The organism is Pseudonocardia humida (genome assembly GCF_023898865.1).
GTDB lineage: Bacteria > Actinomycetota > Actinomycetes > Mycobacteriales > Pseudonocardiaceae > Pseudonocardia > Pseudonocardia humida.
In genome coordinates this window covers 234830-257208 of sequence record NZ_JAGSOV010000023.1, presented here as the reverse complement: position 1 = coordinate 257208, position 22379 = coordinate 234830, and the positions used below count along the sequence as shown (strand labels likewise).

Annotated in this window: 21 protein-coding genes; 8 read left to right on the top strand and 13 right to left on the bottom strand. The window is 74.7% G+C overall.

Annotated features, from left to right (window positions below; all coding sequences use genetic code 11):
- From KDL28_RS11845 to KDL28_RS11815, 7 genes are all read right to left on the bottom strand, one after another.
- A partial coding sequence (locus KDL28_RS11845; protein WP_252437732.1) for an SDR family NAD(P)-dependent oxidoreductase occupies positions 1-195 on the bottom strand: 195 nt, incomplete at its 3' end.
- 16 nt (positions 196-211) lie between these two features.
- Entirely contained in the window at positions 212-1180 is a 969-nt protein-coding gene (locus KDL28_RS11840) for an alcohol dehydrogenase catalytic domain-containing protein (RefSeq protein ID WP_252437730.1), read from the bottom strand.
- Complete coding sequence (locus KDL28_RS11835; RefSeq protein ID WP_252437728.1) at positions 1177-2217, bottom strand: zinc-dependent alcohol dehydrogenase; 1041 nt, start codon at positions 2215-2217, stop codon at positions 1177-1179. Before KDL28_RS11835 ends, KDL28_RS11840 begins: the two co-directional genes overlap by 4 nt.
- A complete protein-coding gene (locus KDL28_RS11830) occupies positions 2214-3317 on the bottom strand; it encodes an ABC transporter ATP-binding protein (RefSeq protein WP_252437726.1) in 1104 nt (367 codons plus the stop codon). The genes KDL28_RS11835 and KDL28_RS11830 overlap by 4 nt, the downstream gene beginning before the upstream one ends.
- Complete coding sequence (locus KDL28_RS11825) at positions 3314-4342, bottom strand: ABC transporter ATP-binding protein (protein WP_252437724.1); 1029 nt, start codon at positions 4340-4342, stop codon at positions 3314-3316. Before KDL28_RS11825 ends, KDL28_RS11830 begins: the two co-directional genes overlap by 4 nt.
- A 34-nt stretch (positions 4343-4376) precedes the next feature.
- Positions 4377-5375 carry an ABC transporter permease gene (locus KDL28_RS11820; protein WP_252437722.1) on the bottom strand — a complete coding sequence of 333 codons (999 nt, stop codon included), beginning with the start codon at positions 5373-5375 and terminating at the stop codon, positions 4377-4379.
- Complete coding sequence (locus tag KDL28_RS11815) at positions 5372-6316, bottom strand: ABC transporter permease (protein WP_252437720.1); 945 nt, start codon at positions 6314-6316, stop codon at positions 5372-5374. Before KDL28_RS11815 ends, KDL28_RS11820 begins: the two co-directional genes overlap by 4 nt.
- Positions 6317-6673: 357 nt before the next feature.
- Between KDL28_RS11815 and KDL28_RS11810 the strand changes: the two genes are divergently transcribed.
- The 7 genes from KDL28_RS11810 to KDL28_RS11780 all read left to right on the top strand — a co-directional run bounded on the left by KDL28_RS11810 (position 6674) and on the right by KDL28_RS11780 (position 14388).
- Positions 6674-7945 (top strand): LLM class flavin-dependent oxidoreductase, encoded by a 1272-nt coding sequence (locus tag KDL28_RS11810; RefSeq protein ID WP_252437718.1) that lies wholly within the window; start codon positions 6674-6676, stop codon positions 7943-7945.
- Positions 7946-7949: 4 nt separating this feature from the next.
- Positions 7950-8792 carry an alpha/beta fold hydrolase gene (locus KDL28_RS11805; RefSeq protein ID WP_252437716.1) on the top strand — a complete coding sequence of 281 codons (843 nt, stop codon included), beginning with the start codon at positions 7950-7952 and terminating at the stop codon, positions 8790-8792.
- Positions 8789-9397, top strand: coding sequence for an NADPH-dependent FMN reductase (locus KDL28_RS11800; RefSeq protein ID WP_308215991.1), 609 nt, complete (start codon positions 8789-8791; stop codon positions 9395-9397). The genes KDL28_RS11805 and KDL28_RS11800 overlap by 4 nt, the downstream gene beginning before the upstream one ends.
- Positions 9394-10632 (top strand): 3,4-dihydroxy-2-butanone-4-phosphate synthase, encoded by a 1239-nt coding sequence (locus KDL28_RS11795; RefSeq protein WP_252437714.1) that lies wholly within the window; start codon positions 9394-9396, stop codon positions 10630-10632. The genes KDL28_RS11800 and KDL28_RS11795 overlap by 4 nt, the downstream gene beginning before the upstream one ends.
- Positions 10633-10699: 67 nt before the next feature.
- Positions 10700-12139: an MFS transporter gene (locus KDL28_RS11790; RefSeq protein ID WP_252437712.1), complete on the top strand. Its 1440-nt coding sequence runs from the start codon at positions 10700-10702 to the stop codon at positions 12137-12139.
- A gap of 24 nt (positions 12140-12163) precedes the next feature.
- Complete coding sequence (locus KDL28_RS41105) at positions 12164-12826, top strand: nitroreductase family protein (protein WP_308215990.1); 663 nt, start codon at positions 12164-12166, stop codon at positions 12824-12826.
- Positions 12823-14388, top strand: coding sequence for an AMP-binding protein (locus KDL28_RS11780; protein ID WP_252437710.1), 1566 nt, complete (start codon positions 12823-12825; stop codon positions 14386-14388). Before KDL28_RS41105 ends, KDL28_RS11780 begins: the two co-directional genes overlap by 4 nt.
- 17 nt (positions 14389-14405) lie before the next feature.
- Here the strand turns inward: KDL28_RS11780 and KDL28_RS11775 are convergent, their stop codons facing one another.
- Positions 14406-14987 (bottom strand): TetR/AcrR family transcriptional regulator, encoded by a 582-nt coding sequence (locus tag KDL28_RS11775; RefSeq protein ID WP_252437708.1) that lies wholly within the window; start codon positions 14985-14987, stop codon positions 14406-14408.
- Positions 14988-15111: 124 nt separating this feature from the next.
- Between KDL28_RS11775 and KDL28_RS11770 the strand changes: the two genes are divergently transcribed.
- Positions 15112-16143, top strand: coding sequence for a phosphotransferase family protein (locus KDL28_RS11770; protein ID WP_252437706.1), 1032 nt, complete (start codon positions 15112-15114; stop codon positions 16141-16143).
- Between the two features lie 15 nt (positions 16144-16158).
- On the opposite strand, the gene KDL28_RS11765 is transcribed toward KDL28_RS11770, so the two are convergent.
- From KDL28_RS11765 to KDL28_RS11745, 5 genes are all read right to left on the bottom strand, one after another.
- Positions 16159-16884: an ATP-binding protein gene (locus KDL28_RS11765; RefSeq protein WP_252437704.1), complete on the bottom strand. Its 726-nt coding sequence runs from the start codon at positions 16882-16884 to the stop codon at positions 16159-16161.
- A gap of 172 nt (positions 16885-17056) precedes the next feature.
- The gene (locus KDL28_RS11760) at positions 17057-18718 is read right to left on the bottom strand and encodes an ABC transporter ATP-binding protein (protein WP_252437702.1); all 1662 of its coding nucleotides are present in this window, start codon (positions 18716-18718) and stop codon (positions 17057-17059) included.
- Positions 18719-18753: 35 nt separating this feature from the next.
- A complete protein-coding gene (locus tag KDL28_RS11755) occupies positions 18754-19650 on the bottom strand; it encodes an ABC transporter permease (protein WP_252437700.1) in 897 nt (298 codons plus the stop codon).
- On the bottom strand, positions 19647-20660 hold the full coding sequence (locus KDL28_RS11750; RefSeq protein WP_252437698.1) for an ABC transporter permease: 1014 nt from the start codon (positions 20658-20660) through the stop codon (positions 19647-19649). The genes KDL28_RS11755 and KDL28_RS11750 overlap by 4 nt, the downstream gene beginning before the upstream one ends.
- Positions 20661-20750: 90 nt before the next feature.
- Complete coding sequence (locus tag KDL28_RS11745; RefSeq protein ID WP_252437696.1) at positions 20751-22364, bottom strand: ABC transporter substrate-binding protein; 1614 nt, start codon at positions 22362-22364, stop codon at positions 20751-20753.
- Positions 22365-22379: the final 15 nt, after the last annotated feature.

Genomic DNA, 22379 nt, shown 5'->3' with positions numbered 1-22379 from the left:
GCTGGTGGTGTCGGTGCGCACGTAGTGCGCGCGGCGGCCGGCCTTCTCGACCAGCGCCACCGTCTCGTCGCCGGGGGCGAGGTCGCCGATCACGATGTCGGCGCCCTCCTCGGCGAACCGGACGGCGCAGGCCTGGCCGATGCCGCTCGCGCCACCGGTGATGACGGCGACCTTGCCGTCCAGGGCGGTTCCCATGGTCAACCTCCGTCGGTCAGAACGTGAGCACGAGCCGGCCGCGGACGCCGCCGGCCTCCAGTCGGCGGTGCGCGTCGGCGGCGTGGGCGGCGGGCAGGGCGTCGGCGACCCGCGGGGTCAGCCGCCCGGCCAGCACCAGGTCGGCGAGCCGGGCGATGCCGGCGCCGTCGCGCAGGTGGTCGCGCACCATGACGGGGTGGATCCGGATGCCGCGCTCGGTGGGCCCGGCCCAGAAGCGCACGGTGGCCAGCGCCCCGCCGTCGCGGACGATCCCCAGCGCGGCGGCGTCGAGCACGGCCGCGTCGATCAGCCCGTCGACCCCGTCCGGCACCGCCTCGCGGAAGGCCGCGGTCTCCTCGGCCGCGTCGCGCGATGCCGGGACGACGACGTCCGCGCCGAGCCCTTCGACCAGCGCGCGGTCGGCGGGCTTCGCGTCGGCGACGACCCGCAGCCCGGCGTGCTTGCCCAGCTCGATCGCGTACCCGCCGACGGCGCCCGCGCCCCCGGTGACCCCGAGGATGTCGCCGGGGGAGAGGGCCAGGTGGGCCAGGGCCGAGACGACGGTGAGCCCGTTCATCGGCAGGGTGCACGCCTGCGCGTCGGAGACCGCGTCGGGCACGGCGGCGACCGCGTCGGCGGGCACCACGACCAGCTCGGCGTAGGACCCACCGAGCTGCCGGCGCGGCATGACGATCGCCATCACCCGCTGGCCGACCGCCCAGCCCGCGGCATCGTCGTCGATCACGGGACCGACCGCGTCGACCACCCCGGCCAGCTCCATGCCGGGGATCCACGGCGGGGCCAGGCCCTCCTCCGGTCGGGGGCCCGTGAGCCGGTACATGGTGTCGGTCGGGTTGACCGCGGTGGCCGTGGTGCGGATGCGCACCTCGCCCGGGCCCGGCTCGGGCACCGGCAGCTCGAACCGCTCCATGACCTCGGGACCGCCCGTGCTGGCGAAGCCGATGGCCGTCATGGTCGCCGTCACGGGATCACCATGACCTTGATCGAGCCGTCCACGGCGTGCTGGGCGGTGAAGGCCTCGGCCACCCGCTCCAGCGGCACCCGGTGGGTGACCAGGTCGGCGACCCGGACGTGGCCGTCGGCCAGCAGCCGGAAGGCCTCCGCGGCGTCGTCGGCGGTGTAGGCGAAGCTGCCGCGCAGCCGCAGCTCCTTCTGCACGACGGTGTTGACGTCCAGCGGGGGAGTGCGGCTGGTCAGCCCGGCCACGACGATCGTGCCGGCGGCCCGGGCGACCGCGGTGGCCAGCTCCAGCATCGGCAGCGCCCCCGAGCACTCGACGACGGTGCCGACGTTGCCGCTGCCGGGCTGGTAGGGCGAGGTCGAGGTGCCCCAGCGGTCGAGCAGTTGGGCCTTCAGGGCGTCGACGCCGTCGCGGGCGTCCAGGACGGTGGCGCCGGCGGCGGCCCCGGCGGCCAGCCGGGGCGGCGACACGTCGATGCCGACGACGTCGGTGGCCCCGTAGGCGAGCAGCGCCCGCAGCGCGCACTGGCCGATCGAGCCCAGCCCGGTCACCAGGATCGGCTCGTCGAGCGCCGCCGAGCGGACCGCGCGCACCGCGACCGACAGCGGCTCCAGGAACGCGCCCTCCTCCAGGCTGAGCCCGTCGGGCAGCCGGAACACCCGCCGGCCCAGCTGGGCGCGCGGCACCAGGACCCGGTCGGCGAGCCCGCCGCCGGCGCCGTGCACCGGGGCGGCGCACAGGTTCGTGTTCCCCGCCGCGCACTGCGCGCACCCGCCGCACGGGCCCATCGGGTTGACCGCCACCCGGTCGCCGACGGCGATGCCCCTGACCTCGGCGCCGACGGCGCGCACGGTGCCGGCGAACTCGTGGCCCATCCGGGCGCCCGCCGAGATCCACGCGCCCTCGGCGAAGGCGTGCACGTCCGAGCCGCAGATGCCGCAGGCGCCCACGTCGATCACCAGGTCGGCCGGGCCGGGCTCGGGGTCGGGCAGCTCGGCCAGCCCGACCGAGCCGATGCCCTCCCACAGCGCCGCCCTCACGCCGGCACCCGCTGCCGCCGGGTCGCACCGAGCGAGCGCACCGACGCCCCGGCCAGCGTCGGGCCGCTGGTGTGCAGGTGGCAGGCCACCTCGCCGGAGCCCTGGGCGCGCGTCGGCTGCGGCACCTCGGTGCGGCAGAGGTCCATCACGTAGGGGCAGCGGGTGTGGAACCGGCAACCCGGCGGCACCCGCGACGGGTCCGGTGGGTCGCCGGCCAGCACGATCCGCTCCCGGGAGCGCTGCACGCGCGGCGACGGCACCGGAACGGCCGAGAGCAGCGCCTCGGTGTAGGGGTGCGCGGGGGCGTCGAACACCCGGGTGGCGTCGCCGTGCTCGACGATCTGCCCCAGGTACATCACCGCGACCCGGTCGGAGATGTGGCGCACCACCGACAGGTCGTGGGCGATGAACAGGTAGGTCAGCCCGATCGCCGCGGACAGCTCCTCCAGCAGCCCGATCACCTGGTTCTGGGTCGACACGTCCAGCGCGCTGACCGCCTCGTCGAGCACCAGGATCTTCGGGTCGGCGGCGATCGCCCTGGCGATGGTGAGCCGTTGGCGCTGCCCGCCGGAGAACTCGTGCGGGTAGCGCATCATGTACTCCGGCGGCAGCCCGACCCGGCGCAGCAGCTCGCCGACGCGCTCGGCCCGGTCCCGGCGGCCCAGCTTCAGGTGCACGTCGAGCGGCTCGCCGATCGACTCGCGGATCAGCATCGACGGGTCCAGCGAGGAGTACGGGTCCTGGAAGACCATCTGCACGTCGCGGCGGGCCGCGCGCAGCTGCGCGGCCGGCAGCCCGAGCAGCTCGCGGCCCCGCAGCTTCACCGACCCCGCGGCCGGCTCGACCAGCCGCATGACCCCGCGCGCGGTGGTCGACTTGCCGCAGCCGCTCTCGCCGACCAGCCCGAGCGTCTCGCCCTCGTGCAGGTCGAAGCCGACGCCGTCCACGGCGCGCAGCGGCGGCGGCGCGGCCCGGAACGGGCGGCGCCTGCCCGGGAAGCTGACCACCAGGTCCCGGACCTCGAGCAGCGCCCCGGCGGGCTCGGGCTTCGCGACCGGCTCGCTCGCCGTGCCCGCGGATGGGCTCGCACGCTCGCTCATGGCGTTCCTCGCAGGGTCAGCTCGGGGTGCCGCAGGCACCGGGTGGTGTGGGTCGGGCCGAGGCGCACCAGCTCCGGCGACCCCGCGCCGGTGCAGCGGTCCTCGGCGTAGCGGCAGCGGGGGTGGAACCGGCAGCCGTCGGGCATGGCGCCGACCCGCGGCGGGTGGCCCGGGATGCTGGCCAGCTCGCCTGCCGGCTGGTCCATCCGCGGCATCGCGGCCAGCAGGCCCTCCATGTACGGGTGGCCGGGCTGCTCGAACAGCTCGACGATCGGCGCGCCCTCGACGATCTGCCCGGCGTACATCACCAGCACCCGGTCGCAGACGTCGGCGACCACGCCCAGGTCGTGGGTGATGAAGATGACCGACATGCCGTGCTCGCGCTGCAGCTCGCGCAGCAGTTCCAGGATCTGCGCCTGCACGGTGACGTCCAGCGCGGTGGTCGGCTCGTCGGCGATGATCACGTCCGGGCGGCAGGCCAGCGCGATCGCGATCATCACCCGCTGCCGCATGCCGCCGGAGAACTCGAAGGGGTACTGCCGGTAGCGGCGCTGCGGGCTGGGCACGCCGACCCGGTCCAGCAGCGCGATCGCCCGCTCCCGGGCCGCCCGCCGCGACAGCCCCTCGTGCCTGCGCAGCACCTCGGCGATCTGGTCGCCCACGGTGAACGCCGGGTTCAGGCTGGTCATCGGCTCCTGGAAGATCATCGCGATGCGCGGGCCGCGGATGTCGTCCATCTGCTTGGGCGAGAGCGCGGTGAGGTCGTGCTCGAGCACCCGCAGCGTCGTCGCGCGCACCCGGGTCTGCCGGGGCGGCATCAGCCCGGCGATCGACAGGCAGGTCACCGACTTGCCGGAGCCGGACTCGCCGACGATGCCGAGCGTCTCGCCGCGGGCGACGCGGAACGACACGCCGTCGACGACGGTCGCCCAGCCGTGCTCGGTCAGCACGTCGACGACCAGGTCCTCGACCAGCAGGGTGGTCTCGGTGGGCGGAGCCGGGGCGGGGGGCAGGGTCTGGGTCATGCGGGCGTCCTCCCGGACATCTCGCGCGGGCTGGTCAGGACTCGGTGCGCTCCTCGCGGCCCAGCGCGTCGCGCAGGCCGTCGCCGAGGGTCACGAAGGTGAACACGGTCAGCGCGATCAGCACGCCGGGGAAGATCCCCAGCCACGGCGAGCGGCCGTAGTACAGGAAGCCCTCGCGGATCATCGAGCCCCAGCTGGCGTCCGGCGGCTGCACGCCCAGCCCGAGGAAGCTCAGCCCGGCCTCGGAGAGCATCGCGTAGCCTGCGGTGACCGCGATCGCCACCGTCAGCGGGGACAGCGTGTTGGGCAGGATGTGCCGCAGGATGATCGTCGCGGGCGGGGTGCCGATGCTGCGCGACGCCTCGACGTAGGTCTCCTCCTTCAGCCCGATCACCACGCCGCGGACCAGCCGCAGGAAGCGGGGGGCCATCAGGATGCCGACCGCGAACATGGCGTTGCGCAGGCTCGGCCCGAGCACCGCGACCAGGGCGATGGCCAGCAGCAGCGGCGGGAAGCTCATCGCGGCGTCGTTGAGCCGCATGACCACCGTGTCGAACCGGCCGCCGATGTAGCCGGTCAGGAAGCCCAGCGGCACCCCGATCACCATCGCCACGGCCAGCGCGAGGCAGATCGCCAGCAGCGACACCCTGGTCCCGACGATGAGCCGGCTGAGGATGTCGCGGCCGAGCTGGTCGGTGCCCAGGACGTGGCCCGCGGTGAACGGGTCGAGCAGCACCCCGCGCAGGTTCTGCTGGTTGGGGTCGGCCGGGGTGATGAACGGTCCGATCGCGGCCACCAGCACCAGCAGGGCGAGCACGCCGAGCGCGATCATCGCGCCGCGGTTGCGGGCCACGCGGCGGCGGAAGTCGGCCCAGGCGCCGCCGCCGTGCACGACCGCCGCGGTCGCCTCGGCGGGCACCGTGCCCGCGGGCAGCGCCGAGGCGGCGGGTGCGTCCGGGGCGACGGCGAGGTCGGGGGTGGCCGGATCGGCCGCTCCGGTGGCCGCGGGCGAGGGACGCTCGATGTTGGTCAACGGGGGCGCACCTTCGGGTTGAGGTAGCCGTACGCGAGGTCGACGAGCAGGTTGCAGACCACCGCCACCAGCACCGCGACCAGCACGACGCCCTGGATGACCGGGAGGTCGCGGGTGGTCACCGCGTTGATGGCGACCTGGCCGAGGCCCGGCACGCCGAAGACCTGCTCGACCAGCACCGCGCCGCCGAGCAGCGCGGTGATCTGCAGGCCGAGCACGGTCACCAGGGGCACGCTCGCGTTCTTCATGACGTGCTTGCCGATCACCATGCGGGCCCGCAGCCCCTTGGCCCTCGCGGTGCGGATGTAGTCCTGCTGCAGCACGCCGATGATCGACCCGCGCAGCTGGCGGGTGCTCTCCGCGGCGCCCGCGATGCCCAGGGTCAGCGCGGGCAGCACGATGTGGGCCAGCCAGGCCGCCGGGTCCTCCTCGATCGCCACGTAGCCGGTGGCCGGCAGCCAGCCCAGCCCCAGGCTGAAGATCAGCACGAACACCAGGCCGAGCCAGAACGACGGCAGGGCGATGCCCAGCGACGAGCCGACGGTGGCGACCCGGTCGAGCCAGGTGCCGCGGCGCAGGGCGGACAGGATGGCCGTCGGCACCGCGATCAGCAGCGAGATCAGCAGCGCCGTGCCGGCGAGGGCCATGGTCACCGGCAGCCCGTCGCCGATGGAGGTGGCCACCGGACGGCTGGTGAACAGCGAGGTGCCCAGGTCGCCGGACAGCGCCCCGGTCACCCAGTCCCAGTACTGCACCACGACGGGGCGGTCGAGCCCGAGCCGCTCGCGCACGGCGGCGACCTGCTCCACCGTGGCGTCGGGTCCGGCGATCGTGACCGCCGGATCGCCGGGGATCAGCAGCACCAGCCCGAACGCCACGAACGTGACCAGGACCAGTACGGGCACCGTGGTCAGCAGGCGCATGGCGAAGAACTTGAGCACCGTCGGCAACCTCCTCGATGACATCGGCGTCGTTCAGGGGGTTCAGGGGTCGTGCGGGCAGCGCTGGGCGGGCCGGGATCGGCCGTGGGCTGCGCGGTGGTCCGGGGAGAGCCCCGGTGGAGGGGCGGCGCGGTGGCGCCGGTTCCGGGACGCTAAGCGCTGCCGACCGGCCGCCGCAATGGGTGGGCGGCGAAAACCACGGATAACGATGCGATCACGCGCGTTTTGGGCGGGCGGGTGTGAGGACGTCCGTCCCGGGCCCGGGCGAAGTGTGCGGATCTCCATTGCCGGGCCCGCGGGGCCGTTCGACGATAGCCGCGTCCCCGACCGGTCCGACCTGAGGGTGGTGCACGCACGGTGAAGTTCCACTGGTTCGCGGAGGTCACCTACGACGACCTCCCGGCGGACTTCCCGGCCGCCGGGCAGGGCGCATGGGTGGACAGCCCGATCGGGCTGGCCGACCCCCGCCGCGTCGGCGAGAACTACCGGATGTTCCTGCGGCTGATGCAGCAGGCCGACCGCGACGGCTTCGACGGGCTGGCGGTCAACGAGCACCACCAGACCCCGTTCGCGATGACGCCCTCGCCGAACCTGCTGGCCGCCGGCCTGGCCGGGACCACCGAGAAGGCCGCGATCCTGGTCATCGGCGACTCGTTGGCGCTCTACAACCCGCCCACCCGGGTGGCCGAGGAGCTGGCCTACCTGGACTGCCTGTCCGACGGGCGGGTCATCGCCGGGTTCGTCTTCGGCACCCCGATGGACTCCGCGTTCGCCTACGCGCGCCCGCCCTCGGAGCTGCGCGAGCGGTTCCACGAGGCCCGCGAGCTGGTCCTGCGGGCCTGGCGCGAGCCCGAGCCGTTCGCCTTCAACGGCAGGTACACGCAGTTGCGCTACGTGAACCTGTGGCCGCGCCCGGTCCAGGCGCGCCCGCCGATCTGGGTGCCCGGCTCGGGCAGCGTGGAGACCTGGGAACTGGTCACCAGGGAGAACTACTGCTACGGCCACCTGTCGTTCTCCGGATTGCGCGCGGCGAAACCGGTCGTGGACAACTACTGGAACTACGTGGCCGAGAACGGCGGCGACCTGAATCCGCACCGGATGGCGTTCACCCAGCTCATCTGCGTGGCCGATTCCGACGCCGAGGCCGAGCGCAAGTACGCCGATGCGGTGCGCTACTTCCAGCGGGTCAAGGACCCGGCCACCCGGTTCGCCACCCCGCCCGGATACACCTCGCCCGACTCGCTGCGCGGCATGCTCGCCCGCACCACGACGCCGCAGGCCGCCGAGGACCGCAGGCGGGCCACGGCCGGGGAGATGAGCTTCTGGGAGTACGACGAGAAGGGCTACATCATCGCAGGCACGCCCGACCGGGTCGCCCAGCGCGTGCGCGAGCTGGCCACCGAGCTGCGGGTCGGCCAGCTGATCGCCTGCCTGCACATGGGCGACCTGGCCGAGGAGACCGCCGCGGAGAACACCCACCTGTTCGGCACCCGGGTCATCCCGCAGCTGCGGGACCTGTGGGCCGACCAGCCCGACCACTGGACGCCGCCCGCCTCCCACCGGGACGTGCCGGCGAGCGTGCAGCCGACCACCCGGGCGGGCGCCGCGACGCTCGTCGGAGGGGACTGAACCGATGTCGACCGCCACCACCCCCACCTCGGGCACCGCCACGGTCAACGGCGTCTCGCTGCGCTACGACGTGCGGGGCGACGGACCGCCACTGCTGCTGATCTCCGGGCTCGGCGCCAGCTCGCTGGCCTGGGCGCTGCTCGCGCCGCGGCTGGCCGAGCGGTACACCGTCATCACCTTCGACAACCGGGGGACCGGGCTCAGCGACGTGCCGCCGGGCCCCTACGCGATCGACGACCTCGCCGACGACACCGCGGCGCTGGTCGAGCACCTCGGGGCCGGCCCGGTGGCCGCCGTGGGCTGGTCGCTGGGCGGCTCGGTGCTGCAGTCGCTGCTGGTCCGGCACGCGCGGGTGCTGTCGCGGGCCGTGCTGGTCACCGCGTTCCCGTCCTACACCGCGGTGCAGGACGCCTGGTTGGACACCGGCCTGGCGCTGCGCCGGGCCGGGGTCGACCCGGTGGCCGTCGGGATCAGCAGCATGCCGTGGGTGTTCACCCCGCGGCTGCTGGCCGACCACGCCGCCGCGGCGGCCCAGGCCGAGCTGGTCCGCGCCGACCCGCACCCGACCACCCTGGCCGGGTTCGAGGCCCAGGCCGCGGGGCTGCGCGTCTACGACTCCCGCCCGGGCCTGCCGTCGGCGAGCACGCCGACGCTGGTGCTGGCCGGCGCCGAGGACGTGCTGACCCCGGTCGCCCAGTCGGTCGAGATCGCCGAGCTGATGCCGAACGCGACCCTGCAGGTGCTGCCCCGCGGCGGGCACGGCCTGCCGGTGGAGTACCCCGACGACACGCTGGCCGCGATCACCGCCTTCCTCGACCGGACGGCGCAGGCGGGAGGGGGATCGTGACCCGGCCGCTGCACGTCGTCGGGATCGGCGGGACGGTCCGCGCCGGCTCGTCGAGCGAGCAGGCCCTGCGCATCGCGGTCGAGCGGGCCGCCGCCGCGGGCGCCACGACCCGCGTCTTCGCCGGCGCCGAGCTGGCCCGGCTGCCGATGTACGCCCCGGAGGCCGGCGACGGCGGCCCGGTGGCCCGCGAGCTGGTCGAGCACCTGCGCCGCGCCGACGGCGTGCTCATCGCGTCGCCGGGCTACCACGGCTCCATCTCCGGACTGGTCAAGAACGCCCTGGACTACACGGAGGACATGCGCGGGGACGCGCTGCCCTACCTGGCCGACCGCTCGGTGGGGCTGATCGTCACCGCCTACGGTTGGCAGGCCGCGGTCACCACGCTCACCGCGCTGCGCGCCATCGTGCACGCGCTGCGCGGCTGGGCCACCCCGTACGGGGCGGCGGTCAACTCGCTGCAGACCGGCTTCCGCGACGGCGCCTGCGCCGAGCCGCGGGTCGTCGAGCAGCTGCACACGGTGGCCGACGAGGTGGTGCGGTTCGCCGACCTGGTCGCCGCGAGCCGCCACGACGTGCTCTCCGGGCCGCAGCCGGGGGAGGGGTGAGCGCCCCGGCGGCCGGGGCCGACCTCCCCGACCAGCGCCTGGTCGTGCTGCCCGACGCGGACCCGGGCCCGGTCGCGGCCGCGCACCGGGCGCTGCGCCGCGGCCGTCCGGTGCTGCTGGTCGACGACCTGCGCGACGGCCCGGCGGCCGGCACCGGAGTCGTGGTCGGCGGTGTCCTCGTCACCGCCGCCGAGCTGACCGGCACCGCCTCGATGGCGTTCCTGGTGCGCGAGACCAGCGGCGTCGTGTGCGTCGCCATGACCGGGTCCCGGCTCGACGAGCTGCGCGTCCCGCCGATGGACTCCGACGGCCCGGGCGCCTCGGCCTTCGCGGTGTCGGTCGACGCCCGGGTGGGCACCACCACCGGCATCTCCGCGGCGGACCGCGCGCTGACCGCCCGCGTGCTGGCCGACCCGGCCACCCGCCCGTCCGACCTCCTGCTGCCCGGGCACGTGCTGCCGCTGCGGGTGCGCGCCGCCGGCGTGCTGGAGCGGGCGCGCCCCGCCGAGGCCGCGGTGGACCTGTGCCGCGGCGCCGGGCTCGCCCCGGCCGCGGTGCTCGCCGCGGCCGTCGACGGCGCGGGCGAGCCGGCCGACCGGACGACGCTGACCGCCCTGGCCGAGCGCCACGACCTGGTGCTGCTGGCGGTCTCGGACGTGCTCGCCGACCGGCGGCGCCGCGAGCCGTCGGCGCGGCGCGGGGCCGCGACCGCGCTCCCGACGTCGCACGGCCGGTTCCAGGCCGTCGGCTACGGCTCGACGGCCGCCGACCGCACCGCTCCCGCGTCGCCGGGCCGCGACGAGCACCTGGCCCTGGTCCGCGGCGACCCCGCGACCGCGGTCGGGCCGGTGCTCGTCGGCGTGCACCGCGAGTGCGTGCTCGGCGACGTGTTCGGCTCGCTGCGCTGCGGGTGCGCCGCCCGGCTCGACGCCGCGCTGGCCGCGATCGACGCGGCCGGTCGCGGGGTGCTGGTCTACCTGCGCAGCGGGCACGCCTTCGCCCGCCTCGCGGGCGGGGCGAACCCGACCGGCTGCGGCGCGCCCGACGAGCGCCGGGACCTGGTCGCCGCGGACGTCCTGCGCGACCTCGGCTTCGGCACCGGCTTCGGCACCGGGACCGGCGCGGTGGTCCTGCTCTCCGACGACCCGGCCGAGGCGGGCCGGCTGGCCCGGTGCGGCGTCGCGGTCACCGCGCGGCGCCCGTTGCTGGGCGCGGCCGAGGCCGACGTTGTCTGAGCGGTCCGTCGCACCGTCCCCCGCACCCGGCGCGGAGCGCGCCGGTCCGGGGACCCCGTTCCCGGCGGTGCGCCGGGGACCGTTCCTGGCCCTGGTCTGCAGCGTGCAGTTCGTCCTGCTGGTCGGCGGCACCGTGGTCACCGTGTCGCTGCCGGCCATCCGCGCCGACCTGGGGCTCTCGGTGGCGCAGCTGCAGTGGGTGCTGACCGCGTTCGCGCTGACCTTCGGCTGCCTGCTGCTGCTCGGTGGCCGGGCCGCCGACGTGCTCGGCAGGCGCCGGCTGTTCCTGACCGGGCTCGCGGTGTTCGCGGTCGGCTCGCTGCTGTGCGCGCTGGCCGCGTCACCGGGGCTGCTGATCGCGGCCAGGGCGCTGGCCGGGGTCGGTGCGGCCATGGCGTCCCCGGCGGCGATGTCCCTGCTCACCGGCGTGTTCACCGGGGCGCGCGAGCGCAGCCGGGCGCTCGGGGTGTGGGCGGCGGTCGGCGCGGGCGGCGCCACCCTGGGCAACGTGCTCGGCGGCCTGCTGACCACGGCCGGCGGCTGGCGGTGGATCTTCCTGGTCAACGTGCCGGTCTGCGTGCTGGCCTTCGTCGGGGCGTTCGCGCTGGTGCCCGCGGTGCGCGGGGCGCCGCACCAGCGCCTGGCGGTCGTCGACGGGCTGCTGGCCACCGCGGCGGTCGCGGCGCTGATCCTGGGCCTCACCGAGCTGCAGACCGGTGGGATCGGCCCGCTGGCGCTCGGCGCGTCGGTCGGCGCGCTCGCGCTCGGCGCGGCGTTCCTGGTGCTGCAGGCGCGCTCGGCCGACCCGCTGCTGCCGCTCGCGCTGTTCCGGACCCGCACGTCGGTGGCGTTCCTGCTGGTGCTGGTGGCCTCGGGTACCGGGATCGGCGCCTACTTCGTCAGCTCGCTGTTCATGCAGGAGGTGCTGGGCTGGAGCGCGTTGCAGGCCGGCGCGGCGTTCGTGCCGTGGGCCGCCCTGATCGTGCTCGTCTCCCAGGTCACCTCGCGCAACCTGCACCACGTCGGGCCGCGCGCGCTGGTGCCGCCCGCACTGCTGTGCGTCGCGGGCGGGGCGGTGCTGCTGGCGCTCGCGCTCGGCCCGGCCACCGACTACGCGGGCGGGCTGCTGCCGGCGTTCCTGCTGCTCGGCCTGGGCACCGGCGCGGCCGGGGTGTGCTGCACGGTGACCGCGATGTCGGGCATCCCCCGGCACCGCCACGGCGTCGGCGCGGGGGCGCTGAACAGCACCCAGGCGGTCGGCAGCGCGCTGGCCATCGCCCTGGTCGCCCTGCTGTCCACGGCGGTGGCCCGCCACCTGGTCGGCACCGGGACCGCGGTGGCCGAGGCCACCCTGGCCGGCTACCGGGTCGCGCTGCTGGCCGCGGCGGGCACCGCCGTCGCCGGTGCGCTCCTGGCCGCGCTCGTGCTGCCGAGGCGGGTGCCGGTGCCCGAGGATGCGGAGGAGGACGTCGCGCTGTCCCGCCCGGCGTCGGCCCCGTTGACCTGATCCGAGCTCCCGAGGAGGACCACCGTGGTGGACCCGGCGTCGCTGTCCGTCCTGGACGCGCTGCACTCCACGCCCGCCCGGCGCTACCTGGCGCCCGACCCGATCCCCGACGACGTGCTGTGGGAGGTCCTCGACGCGGCGGTCCGCGGCCCCTCCGGCGGCAACGCCCAGCAGTGGGGCTGGGTGGTGGTGACCGATCCGGGGGTCAAGGGCACGGTCGCGGCCTGGTACCGGGAGAACTGGGACCGCGCCTACGGCGCCCGGCGGGCGCAGATCCTGGCCGGCGAGGTCGACGGCGGGCTCACCCCGCGCGGCTACCTCGGCGCCGAGCACCTGGCCCACCACCTGGCCGACGCCCCGGTGTGGGTGTTCCCGGTGCTGCGCGGCGCGGCCGACGCGACCAGCCCGCGGGTCGGCTCGTCGATCTACGGGGCGGTCCAGCAGCTGTGCCTGGCGGCCCGCGCGCACGGCATCGGCACCTCGCTGACCACCCTCTACGGCGGCCACGAGGACGAGCTGCGTGCGCTGCTCGGCCTGCCGGCCGACGCGCTGACCATGGCACTGGTCCCGCTGGGCTACCCGTCGCAGGGGCGGTGGGCGCAGCCGAAGCGGCGCCCGGTCGAGGAGGTCGTGCACTGGGAGCGGTGGGGGCAGCACCGGGCGCGGACGGGCGGCGGTGTCCGATGAGCGACCTGCTGGACGCCCTGTCGTTCGAGCCGCTGACCCCGACCGCGTACCTGGACCGGGCGGCGGCCGCGCACGGCGACCGCGTCGGCGTGGTCGACGGCGGCCGGCGCTGGACCTACGCCGAGCTGCACGAGCGGTGCACGCGGCTGGCCGGGGGGCTGGCGCCGCTGGCGCAGGGCAGGCCGGTGGCGGTGCTGGCGCCCAACACCCACGTGCTGCTGGAGGCCAACTTCGGGGTGCCGTGGGCGGGTTCGGCGCTGGTGGCGGTGAACACCCGGCTCTCGGCGGGCGAGGTGGCCTACATCCTGGAGCACTGCGGGGCCGCGGTGCTGGTGCACGACCCCGTCTTCGACGACCTGGTCGACGCGGCGCTGTCGGGCCTGGAGGACCCCCCCACCCGGATCCGGGCGGGGGAGGAGTACGAGCGGCTGCTGGCCGGGGCCGAGCCGCGCCACGACACCCCCGACGACGAGCGCGCCCTGCTGTCGATCAACTACACGTCCGGGACGACGGGGCGCCCCAAGGGCGTGATGTACCACCACCGGGGCGCCTACCTGCAGGCGCTGGCGATGGTGGGGCACACCGGGCTGACGCCGTCGGCGGTGCACCTGTGGACGCTGCCGATGTTCCACTGCAACGGCTGGTGCTTCCCGTGGGCGGTCACCGCCGCCGCGGCCACCCACGTGTGCCTGCCCAGGGTCGACCCGGTCGAGGTGTGGCGGCTGATCCGCGCCGAGGGCGTGACCCACCTCAACGGCGCCCCCACGGTGCTGTCGATGATCGCCTACGCGAAGCAGGCCGCCCCGGTGGAGACGACCGTGCGCATCGCCACCGGCGGTTCGCCGCCGTCACCGGCGATCCTGCGCCGGATGGCCGAGCTGGGCTTCGAGGTCACCCACCTCTACGGGCTGACCGAGACGTTCGGCCCGGCGATGATCTGCGACTGGCGCCCGGAGTGGGACTCCCTCGACGGCGACGCGCAGGCTCGGCTCAAGGCCCGCCAGGGCGTCGGGAACATGATCGCCTGCACCGCCCGGGTGATCGCCGACGACGGCTCCGACGTCCCCGCGGACGGCACGACGACCGGGCAGATCGCGCTGCGGGGCAACAACGTGATGCTGGGCTACCTGAAGGATCCCGAGGCCACCGCGGCGGCCGCGCCGGACGGGTGGTTCCGCACCGGCGACATCGGGGTGGTGCACCCCGACGGCTACGTCGAGCTGCGCGACCGCAGCAAGGACGTGATCATCTCCGGTGGGGAGAACATCGCCTCGGTCGAGGTCGAGCAGGCGATCATGGACCACCCGGCGGTGCTGGAGGTGGCGGTGATCGCCGTCCCCGACGAGCGGTGGGGCGAGGTCCCGGCCGCGTTCGTGACGCTGCGCGAAGGCGCGTCGGCGACCGAGGCCGAGATCGTCGAGCACGTGCGGGGGCGGTTGGCCCGGTTCAAGGCGCCCAAGACGGTGACGTTCGGGGAGCTGCCCAAGACCTCCACCGGCAAGATCCAGAAGTACCTGCTGCGGGACGAGGCCTGGGCCGGTGCCGAACGGCGCATCCGGTGAGGCGCCGCCCGGCGCGCTCAGCCGGCTCCGACCAGCCGCAGCGCGAACTCCGTGTACTGCCAGGCGACCTCGTTCTCGGAGAGCTCGCCGTCCTCGCGGTACCAGGCGGCGATGCCCATGCCGAGGTCGAGGATCGCGTAGGACGCGAGCCGGGTCGACTGCACGGTGAACCGGCCGACCTCGACGCCGTCGTGGACGAGCCTGCGGAACCCCTGCTCGTACTCGGCGCGCCTGCCCAGCACCGCCTGCCGGTGCGGCTCGGCCAGGCTGCGCAGCTCGCGGGCGCCGACGAACGCCTCGAGCCGGTGTCGGGCGTGGTAGCGGACGTGCGCGTCGACCGCGCGCCGCAGCCGCTCCACCGGGTCGGCGGTGGTGGCCACGGCCGCGCGGTGGGCGGCCAGCAGCGCGTCCATCGTGCCGGTCATGATCTGCACCAACAGGTCCTGCTTGGACGCCACGTGCTTGTACAGGCTGGGTCCGCGCATCCCGACGGCCGCGCCGATGTCGGCCATCGTCGTGGCCGGGTAGCCGTTGCGGGTGAAAAGTTCGAGCGCGGCGGCGCGGATGTCGTCCGTGCGCGAGCTCGCGGCCACCGTCATCGCGTCCCCTCCCACCGGCTAGCCGATCATAGTGAGCCCACGGGGAAGCGCGCCCGGCCGGCGCTGCCCGGCCCGGCAGGCCGCCGGCTCCGGCCGGCTAACGAGCGTTAGCCTTGGGGGCACCATGAGCGTCGACATCGATCCCGACCCGGCCATGGCCGGCCTGGACCTGCCCGCCCTGCAGGCGTTCCTCGCCGCCGAGGTGCCCGGGACCGGGCCGCTGCGCGCGGAGCTGATGCACGGCGGCCGGTCCAACCTCACCTACCGGCTCACCGACGGCCGCTCCACCTGGGTGCTGCGCCGCCCGCCGCTGGGCGGGCTCAACCCGTCCGCGCACGACATGGCCCGCGAGTACCGGGTGGTCGCCGCCCTGCACGGGCACGGCGTGCCGGTGGCCCGGCCGGTGGCGATGACCGAGGACCCGGCGGTCATCGGGGTGCCCTTCGCGGTCGTCGAGCACGTGCCGGGCACGGTGCTGCGCACCCGCGCCGATCTCGACCCGCTCTCCGACGACGACGTCGCCCGCTGCGCGCGCGGCCTGGTCGAGGTGCTCGGTGCCCTGCACGCGGTCGACCCGGCGGCGGTCGGGCTGGCCGGATTCGGCCGCCCGCAGGGCTACCTGGCCCGCCAGGTCCGGCGCTGGTACGGCCAGTGGACCCGGATCGCGACCCGGGAGCTCCCCGACGTCGAGGCCCTGCACGAGCGGCTGGCCCGCGACTGCCCGCCGGAGAGCGGCACGGCGATCGTGCACGGCGACTTCCGCATCGACAACGCCATCCTCGACCCCGACGACCCGGGCGTGGTCCGGGCGCTGGTCGACTGGGAGATGGCCACGCTCGGCGACCCGCTGGCCGACCTCGGACTGCACATCGCCTACGCCGACCCGGCCTTCGACCCGGTGCTCGGCGGCGCTGCGGCCTCCACCAGCCCGCGGCTGCCGCGCCCCGACGACCTGGCCGCCCACTACGCCGCGGTGACCGGCCGCGACCTCAGCGGCCTGGCCTTCCACATCGCACTGGGCTACTTCAAGGCCGCGGTGATCGCCGAGGACATCCACGCCCGCTACCTGCGCGGCGACACCGTCGGCGCGGGCTTCGAGCAGGTCGGAGCGGCGGTGGCGCCGCTGGCCGCCACCGGGCTCGCCGTCCGCTGGTGACGGTCGTCCGCGCCCTCACGCGTCCAGCCCGGGCCCGGGAGCGCGGCCGTCGCAGCTGAAGCGGGCCCAGACGGTCTTGCCGTCCGCGCGCTCGTCGACCCCCCACTGCGCGGCCAGCGCCGCCACGACCCGCAGCCCGTACCCGCTGGGCGGGTCGGTCACGGGCAGGGCGGGGTGGGAGTCGCGCACCTCGACGCGCAGCCCGTCCTCGTCGAGCAGGAGGCCGACCTGCAGGTCGGTGCCGGCGTGCAGCACGGCGTTCGTGACGAGCTCGTTGAGCACCGCCTCCACGCGCCGGGGGTCGCTGCCCGGGCAGGACCAGGAGGCCAGCTGCAGGCCCAGCCGGCTGCGGCTGAGCCGGGGGGCGTCCAGGCCGGGCGGCAGCGTCCACCGGGCCCGGACCTCGCGGGGCTGCTCGGCGCAGCGCAGCAGGGCGAGCTCGGGCTCGTCGGCGACGGCGACCCGGCGGGCGACCCGGGAGGCGCGCAGGGCCTGCCCCATCGTCCGGTCGCGGTAGACCAGCGCGAGGCGGGCGGCGGGCCAGCCCCCCGCGGCGTCGAGGGCGTCGGGGAAGACCTGCAGGACCGACGTGCTGGTGATGGACAGGGCGGTGATGTCGACGACGACGCGGTCGACGTCGCGCAGCAGCGCCGTCACGGGGTCGCGCACGAAGGCCACGTGCTCCGGGTCCAGCGTCCCGCGCAGCACGACCCGCGCGTCCCCGTCTCGGTCCACCGCCATCGAGAGGTCGCCCTCCCGCCGTTCCCGCCGCGTCACCGGCACTGCGCCTCCTCCGCTCGGTGGCTGGCCGAACGGGGGGTGCCCGGCGACGGGCGACTCACTCCTGCGGTCGCCGAGGCGATGGCCAGGTGGCCCCACCGCGTCGCCCCCACCGCGTCTTCACCCCCGCGGGTCATGCGGTGGGCGCCTCGACCTCCTCGGGTCGGGGCGCGCCGATCGGGATGGCGGCCAGGAGCTCCCTCGTGTACTCGTGCTGCGGGTCCCGGAAGAGGGTGGCGGGCGATCCGCTCTCCACGATCCGGCCGTCCCTCATGACGTGGACGTGGTGGCACAGGATGCGCACCACGGCGAGGTCGTGGCTGATGAACACGTAGCTGAGCCCGAGCCTGCGCTGCAGCTCGACGAGCAGGTCGAGGATCTGCGCCTGGACGAGCACGTCGAGGGCCGACACGGCCTCGTCGAGGATCACGACCTCGGGGTCGAGTGCGAGCGCCCGGGCGATCGCGACCCGCTGGCGCTGCCCGCCGGAGAGCTCGTGCGGGTACCGGTCGGCCAGCGCGGGATCGAGGGCGACCTGGGCCAGCAGCTCCGCGACGCGGGCGTCCTGCTCGACGCGGGTGCCGATCCGGTGCACCTCCAGCGGCTCCCGGACGGTGTCGCCCACCGTGTACCGCGGGTCGAGCGCCGCGTAGGGGTTCTGGAAAACCGGCTGGACCCGGCGGCGGAACGCGAACAGGTCGGGCCCGGCCAGGCCGGTGACGTCGCGGTCGTCGAAGACGATGTCGCCGGACGTGCTCGGCTCGAGCATCAGCAGCATCTTCGCGGTGGTGGACTTGCCCGATCCGCTCTCGCCGACGATGCCGACGGTCCGGCCGCGCGGCACGGAGAACGAGACGTCGTCGACGGCGAGGAACTGCTCGCGCCTGCCGAACGCGCCCTTGCGCACCGGGTACTCCTTGCGCAGCCCCACCACCTCGATGACGGGTCGGGCGGCGGTCGGCGTCCCCCCGTCGACGAGGGAGTCGGTGGCCATGCTCGGGGCCGCCGCGAGCAGCCTGCGCGTGTAGTCGTCCTGCGGGTCGGCCAGCACCGTCGCCGTCGGGCCGCACTCCACGACGGCTCCGCGGTGCATCACCACGACCCGGTCGGCGCGCTCGGCGGCGAGCGCCAGGTCGTGGGTGACCAGCAGGACGGCCGTGCCCATCGAGGTGGTGAGCTCGTCGAGCAGGTCCAGGACGATCTTCTGCACGGTCACGTCGAGCGCGGAGGTCGGCTCGTCGGCGATGAGCAGCTGGGGCCGGCAGGCCAGGCCCATCGCGATCAGCACCCGCTGCCGCATCCCGCCGGAGAACTCGTGCGGGTACTGGCGGTAGCGGTGCCCCGGGTCGGGGATGCCGACCGACCCGAGCAGCTCGATCGCGCGGTCGCGGGCCGCGCGACCGGTGGCCACGCCGTGGATCCGGAAGATCTCCGAGATCTGCCGCCCGACGGGCACCAGCGGGTTGAGGTTGGACATCGGGTCCTGCGGGACCAGGCCGATCCGCCTGCCGCGCACGGCGTTCATCCGCCGCTCGGGGAGTGCGAGCAGGTCCGTGCCGTCGAAGGTGATCGTCCCGGCCGTCACGGCGCCGTTGGGGGCCAGCAGCCCGTTGATGGCCGAGGCGAGCGTGGACTTGCCGGACCCGCTCTCGCCGACGACGGCGACGGTCTCGCCGCGGCGGACCGTCAGGTCCGCCCCGCGCACGGCCTGGACGGGGCCGCGGGTGGTGCTGAACGCGACGGTCAGGCCGCTGATCTCCAGCAGGGGCCGCTCGTCGTCGGTCGCGACGATCATCGGGTCCGCCTCCGTTCGGGGATCGGGTGCGCCGCTCACCGGACGCGGGTCCTGACGTCCAGGACGTCGCGCAGGCTGTCGCCGAGGAAGTTGACCGCGAGGACGATCGTGACCATCGCCAGGCCGGGCCCGGCGGCGATCCACCACTGGTAGAAGTTCGCCGACCCCTCGGTGATCATCGCCCCCCACTCCGGTGAGGGCGGCAGCGCGCCGAGCCCGAGGAAGCTCAGCGAGGCGACCAGGATGATGATCATGCCGAGGTCCATGGTGGCGGAGACGAGCACCGGGGTGAGGGCGTGGGGGAGGACGTGCTTGCGCAGGGTCCTCAGGCGGCTCATCCCGATCGCCCTGGCCGAGGTGACGTACTCGCGCTCCTTGATCGAGAGGATCTGGCCCCGGATGAGCCGCGCGTAGATGGGCCACCAGACCACGACGATCGCCACGAAGGAGTTGGTGAGGCCGGGCCCGAGCGCGGCGGCCACCGCCATCGCGAGCAGGATGCTGGGGAAGGCCATGGTGATGTCGGCCAGGCGCATGAGCACGGCGTCGACGATGCCGCCGTAGAAGCCGGCGACCGCTCCGACCACGCTCCCCACGAGCGCGGCGATGCTGATCGTGGCCAGCGCGATCGGCAGCGACAGCCGCGCCCCGTGCAGCACCCGCGACAGCACGTCGCGGCCCAGGGTGTCCGTGCCGAGGAGGAACTCGCCCGTCGGCGGGCTCAGCCGGGGCCCGGCCACCGCGTAGGGGTCGTACGGCGCGAGCACGCCCGCGAACGCGATCACCAGGATCCACGCCGCGACGACCGCGGCACCGGCGAGGATCGAGGGCGTCAGCAGCCGGCGGAACCGCCCGCGGAGCGGGACCTCCGTCCCCGGCGGCGGGGGCCCGGCCGTCGGGGACGCGGCGTCGGGGGCGGCGGCGAGCGTCACGACAGCCTCACTCGGGGGTCGACGACGGCGTAGGCGATGTCGGTGATGAGGTTGGCGACCAGGAAGATGCAGCCGCCCACCAGGCACACCCCGGTGATCGCCGGGAAGTCCAGCGCGCGGGACGACTCGACGGCGTAGGTGCCGATGCCGTTCCAGGAGAAGATCGTCTCGATGAGGACCGCGCCCATGATGAGCAGGCCGACCGAGACGCCGACGATGGTGATCACGGGCGTGATCGCGTTGCGCAGGACGTGCCGGTTGAGCACCTGGCCGCGCGTCATCCCCTTGGCCCGGGCGGTGCGGGCGTAGTCGGACCCCTGCTCCTCCAGCATCTGCGAGCGCACGATGCGGATCACGGTGCCCAGCAGCGCCAGGCTCATGATCAGCGCGGGCATGAGCAGGTGCTGGAAGGCGTCGACGAACAGGGGCCAGTCGCCGGCGAGCAGGGCGTCGACGGTGTAGAAGCCCGTGGCGTCCGGGGGCGGGATCACGCGGGCGGACAGCCGGCCAGGGCCCGCGGCGACCCCCAGGGTGGCGTAGAAGAGGAACAGGAAGATCAGCCCCACCCAGAAGACCGGGAGCGAGGACCCGAGCAGCGCGAGGACCCGCACCACGCCGTCGACGAGCTTGCCCCGCATCCGGGCGGCCAGCACGCCCAGCAGGGTCCCGATGACGATCGCGAACACCAGGGCGACGGCGGCGAGCTCGAGCGTGGCGGGGAGGCGGACGGCGAGGTCCGCGCCCACCGGGGCCTTGGTGCGGAACGAGGTCCCCATGTCGCCCTGCAGCAGGTTCGCGATGTAGACGAAGTACTGCTCGGGCAGGCTCTTGTCGAGCCCCCACCGCTCGGTGGCGGCCCGCACGACGTCGGGGTTGCCGAGGTTGCGCTCACCGACGATCGAGGCGAGCGGGTTGTCCGCGACGGCGTGCGACAGCAGGAACGCGATGGTCACGATCCCCCACAGCAGCAGGGGCATCAGGGCCAGGCGCTTGGCGACGAAACGGATCATCAGCTCGGGTCCACTGGTCGGGGCGGGCGGTGGGCTCGGTGGGAGGTGGAGCCGGTGCGGGGGCGGGCGCGCCCGCCCCCGCGCCTCGGGTCACCCCGTGGCGAAGCGGATGCGGGTCAGGTCCAGGTTGCGGGTGATGTCGAGGTTGTTGCCGGTGACGTCGGCCGAGCTGGCGAGCAGGTACTTCGGGTTGACCACCGGCAGGATGATCGCGTCGTTGTACATCAGCTCGGCCAGCTGGGAGTAGGTCGCGGTGCGCTGTTCACCGGTCTGGGCCAGCGCGGACACCGCCAGCTGCTGCTCCTGGGGGTTGACCGGCATGCCGGCCCGCTCGGCCCAGACCGAGCCCTCGATGAGCCCGAAGTACTGCACGTACTGGATCGCGTCCGGGTGGTCCGGGGCGAAGTAGACGGCCGTCACGGGGATGCCCTCGGCGAGGCGGTCGGCCCAGGCCTGGTACTCCAGCGGCTGCAGGTCGAGCTGGATGCCGACGCCCTGCAGCGACTGCTGGATCGACTGCATCATGGTGGCGAAGTTGACGCCGTAGATCGTGAACGTCGGGAAGACGGCCTGCAGCGCGAGCCCGCCGCCGTAGCCGGCCTCGGCGAGCAGCGCCTTGGCGCCCTCGGGGTCGTACTCGGGCAGGGGCAGGCCCTCGGTGCCCTCGAAGCCGTTGGGGATCCCGGTCGCCTGCTTCTCCCCGTTGCCGGCCACGGTCGCGTCGATCGCCGAGGTGTAGTCGATGGACTTGCGGATCGCCTCGCGGACCCGCGGGTCCTGCAGGGCCTCGCCGCCGGGCTTGCCGGGGGACAGGGCGAGGTAGACGAAGTTGAACGACGGGACGACCTCGGTGGAGAGGTTCGGGTCGTTCTCGATCTGGCCCAGCGCGTCGAAGCTGAGCTGCATCGCCACGTCGATGTCGCCCTGCTGGAGCTGCTGGAGCTGGGCGGAGGAGTCGGTGACCTCCTTGATGGTGACGTCGGTGAAGTTCGGCGCCTCGCCCCAGTAGTTGTCGTTGCGCTTGAGCACCAGCTGCGTGCCCTCGGCGTAGGAGTCGAGCACGTACTGGCCGCTGCCCGCCGAGTTGCCCAGGAACCACTGCTCGGCCTGGTCGGTCGAGGCCGCGTTCGCGTCGGCGGTGGCGCCGTTCTGCGCGGCGACGTCGGAGTTGATGACGCCCGTGTAGCCGGCGGAGGCGATGTTGAAGAACGCCGAGTTCGGCAGTTCCGAGGTCACCACGACCGTGCGCGCGTCCGGGGCCTGCACGTCGGAGACGCCGGCCATGAAGTAGCTCGGCGACCCGGCCAGGTTCTTCAGCCGCTCCCACGACCACTCGACGTCCTTGGCCTCCACGGGTGAGCCGTCTGAGAACACGGCGTCGGCGCGCAGGGTGAACGTGAACTGGGTGTTGTCCGCGTTCGCCGTCCAGCTCTCGGCCAGCAGCGGCTCCAGGCTCCCCTCGGGGGTGGCCCGCAGCAGCGACTCGTAGACCGCCGCGTTGTAGATCTGGCAGGTGTCGCACAGCGAGCGGGAGATGTCGAGCGTGGTGACGTCCATCGCCCGGCCCAGGATGATGCCGGTGCGTTCCTGCGTCGCGGGCCCGGCGCCCGAGCAGGCGGCCAGCCCGAGGGCGAGCGCCATGGCGGTCGCCGCTCGCGCGGCGACCCGGGACTTCCTGGCTCTGCGCCTGGGGAGTGGACTCATCGGGGTGTCTCCTCT

Bases quoted from the DNA above. Each gene is read 5' to 3' on its own strand.
- KDL28_RS11830 (WP_252437726.1), bottom strand. From the start codon at position 3,317: ATGAGCGAGCGTGCGAGCCCATCCGCGGGCACGGCGAGCGAGCCGGTC.
- KDL28_RS11825 (WP_252437724.1), bottom strand. From the start codon at position 4,342: ATGACCCAGACCCTGCCCCCCGCCCCGGCTCCGCCCACCGAGACCACC.
- KDL28_RS11805 (WP_252437716.1), top strand. From the start codon at position 7,950: ATGTCGACCGCCACCACCCCCACCTCGGGCACCGCCACGGTCAACGGC.
- KDL28_RS11780 (WP_252437710.1), top strand. From the start codon at position 12,823: ATGAGCGACCTGCTGGACGCCCTGTCGTTCGAGCCGCTGACCCCGACC.
- KDL28_RS11775 (WP_252437708.1), bottom strand. From the start codon at position 14,987: ATGACGGTGGCCGCGAGCTCGCGCACGGACGACATCCGCGCCGCCGCG.
- KDL28_RS11770 (WP_252437706.1), top strand. From the start codon at position 15,112: ATGAGCGTCGACATCGATCCCGACCCGGCCATGGCCGGCCTGGACCTG.
- KDL28_RS11765 (WP_252437704.1), bottom strand. From the start codon at position 16,884: ATGGCGGTGGACCGAGACGGGGACGCGCGGGTCGTGCTGCGCGGGACG.
- KDL28_RS11760 (WP_252437702.1), bottom strand. From the start codon at position 18,718: ATGATCGTCGCGACCGACGACGAGCGGCCCCTGCTGGAGATCAGCGGC.
- KDL28_RS11750 (WP_252437698.1), bottom strand. From the start codon at position 20,660: ATGATCCGTTTCGTCGCCAAGCGCCTGGCCCTGATGCCCCTGCTGCTG.
- KDL28_RS11745 (WP_252437696.1), bottom strand. From the start codon at position 22,364: ATGAGTCCACTCCCCAGGCGCAGAGCCAGGAAGTCCCGGGTCGCCGCG.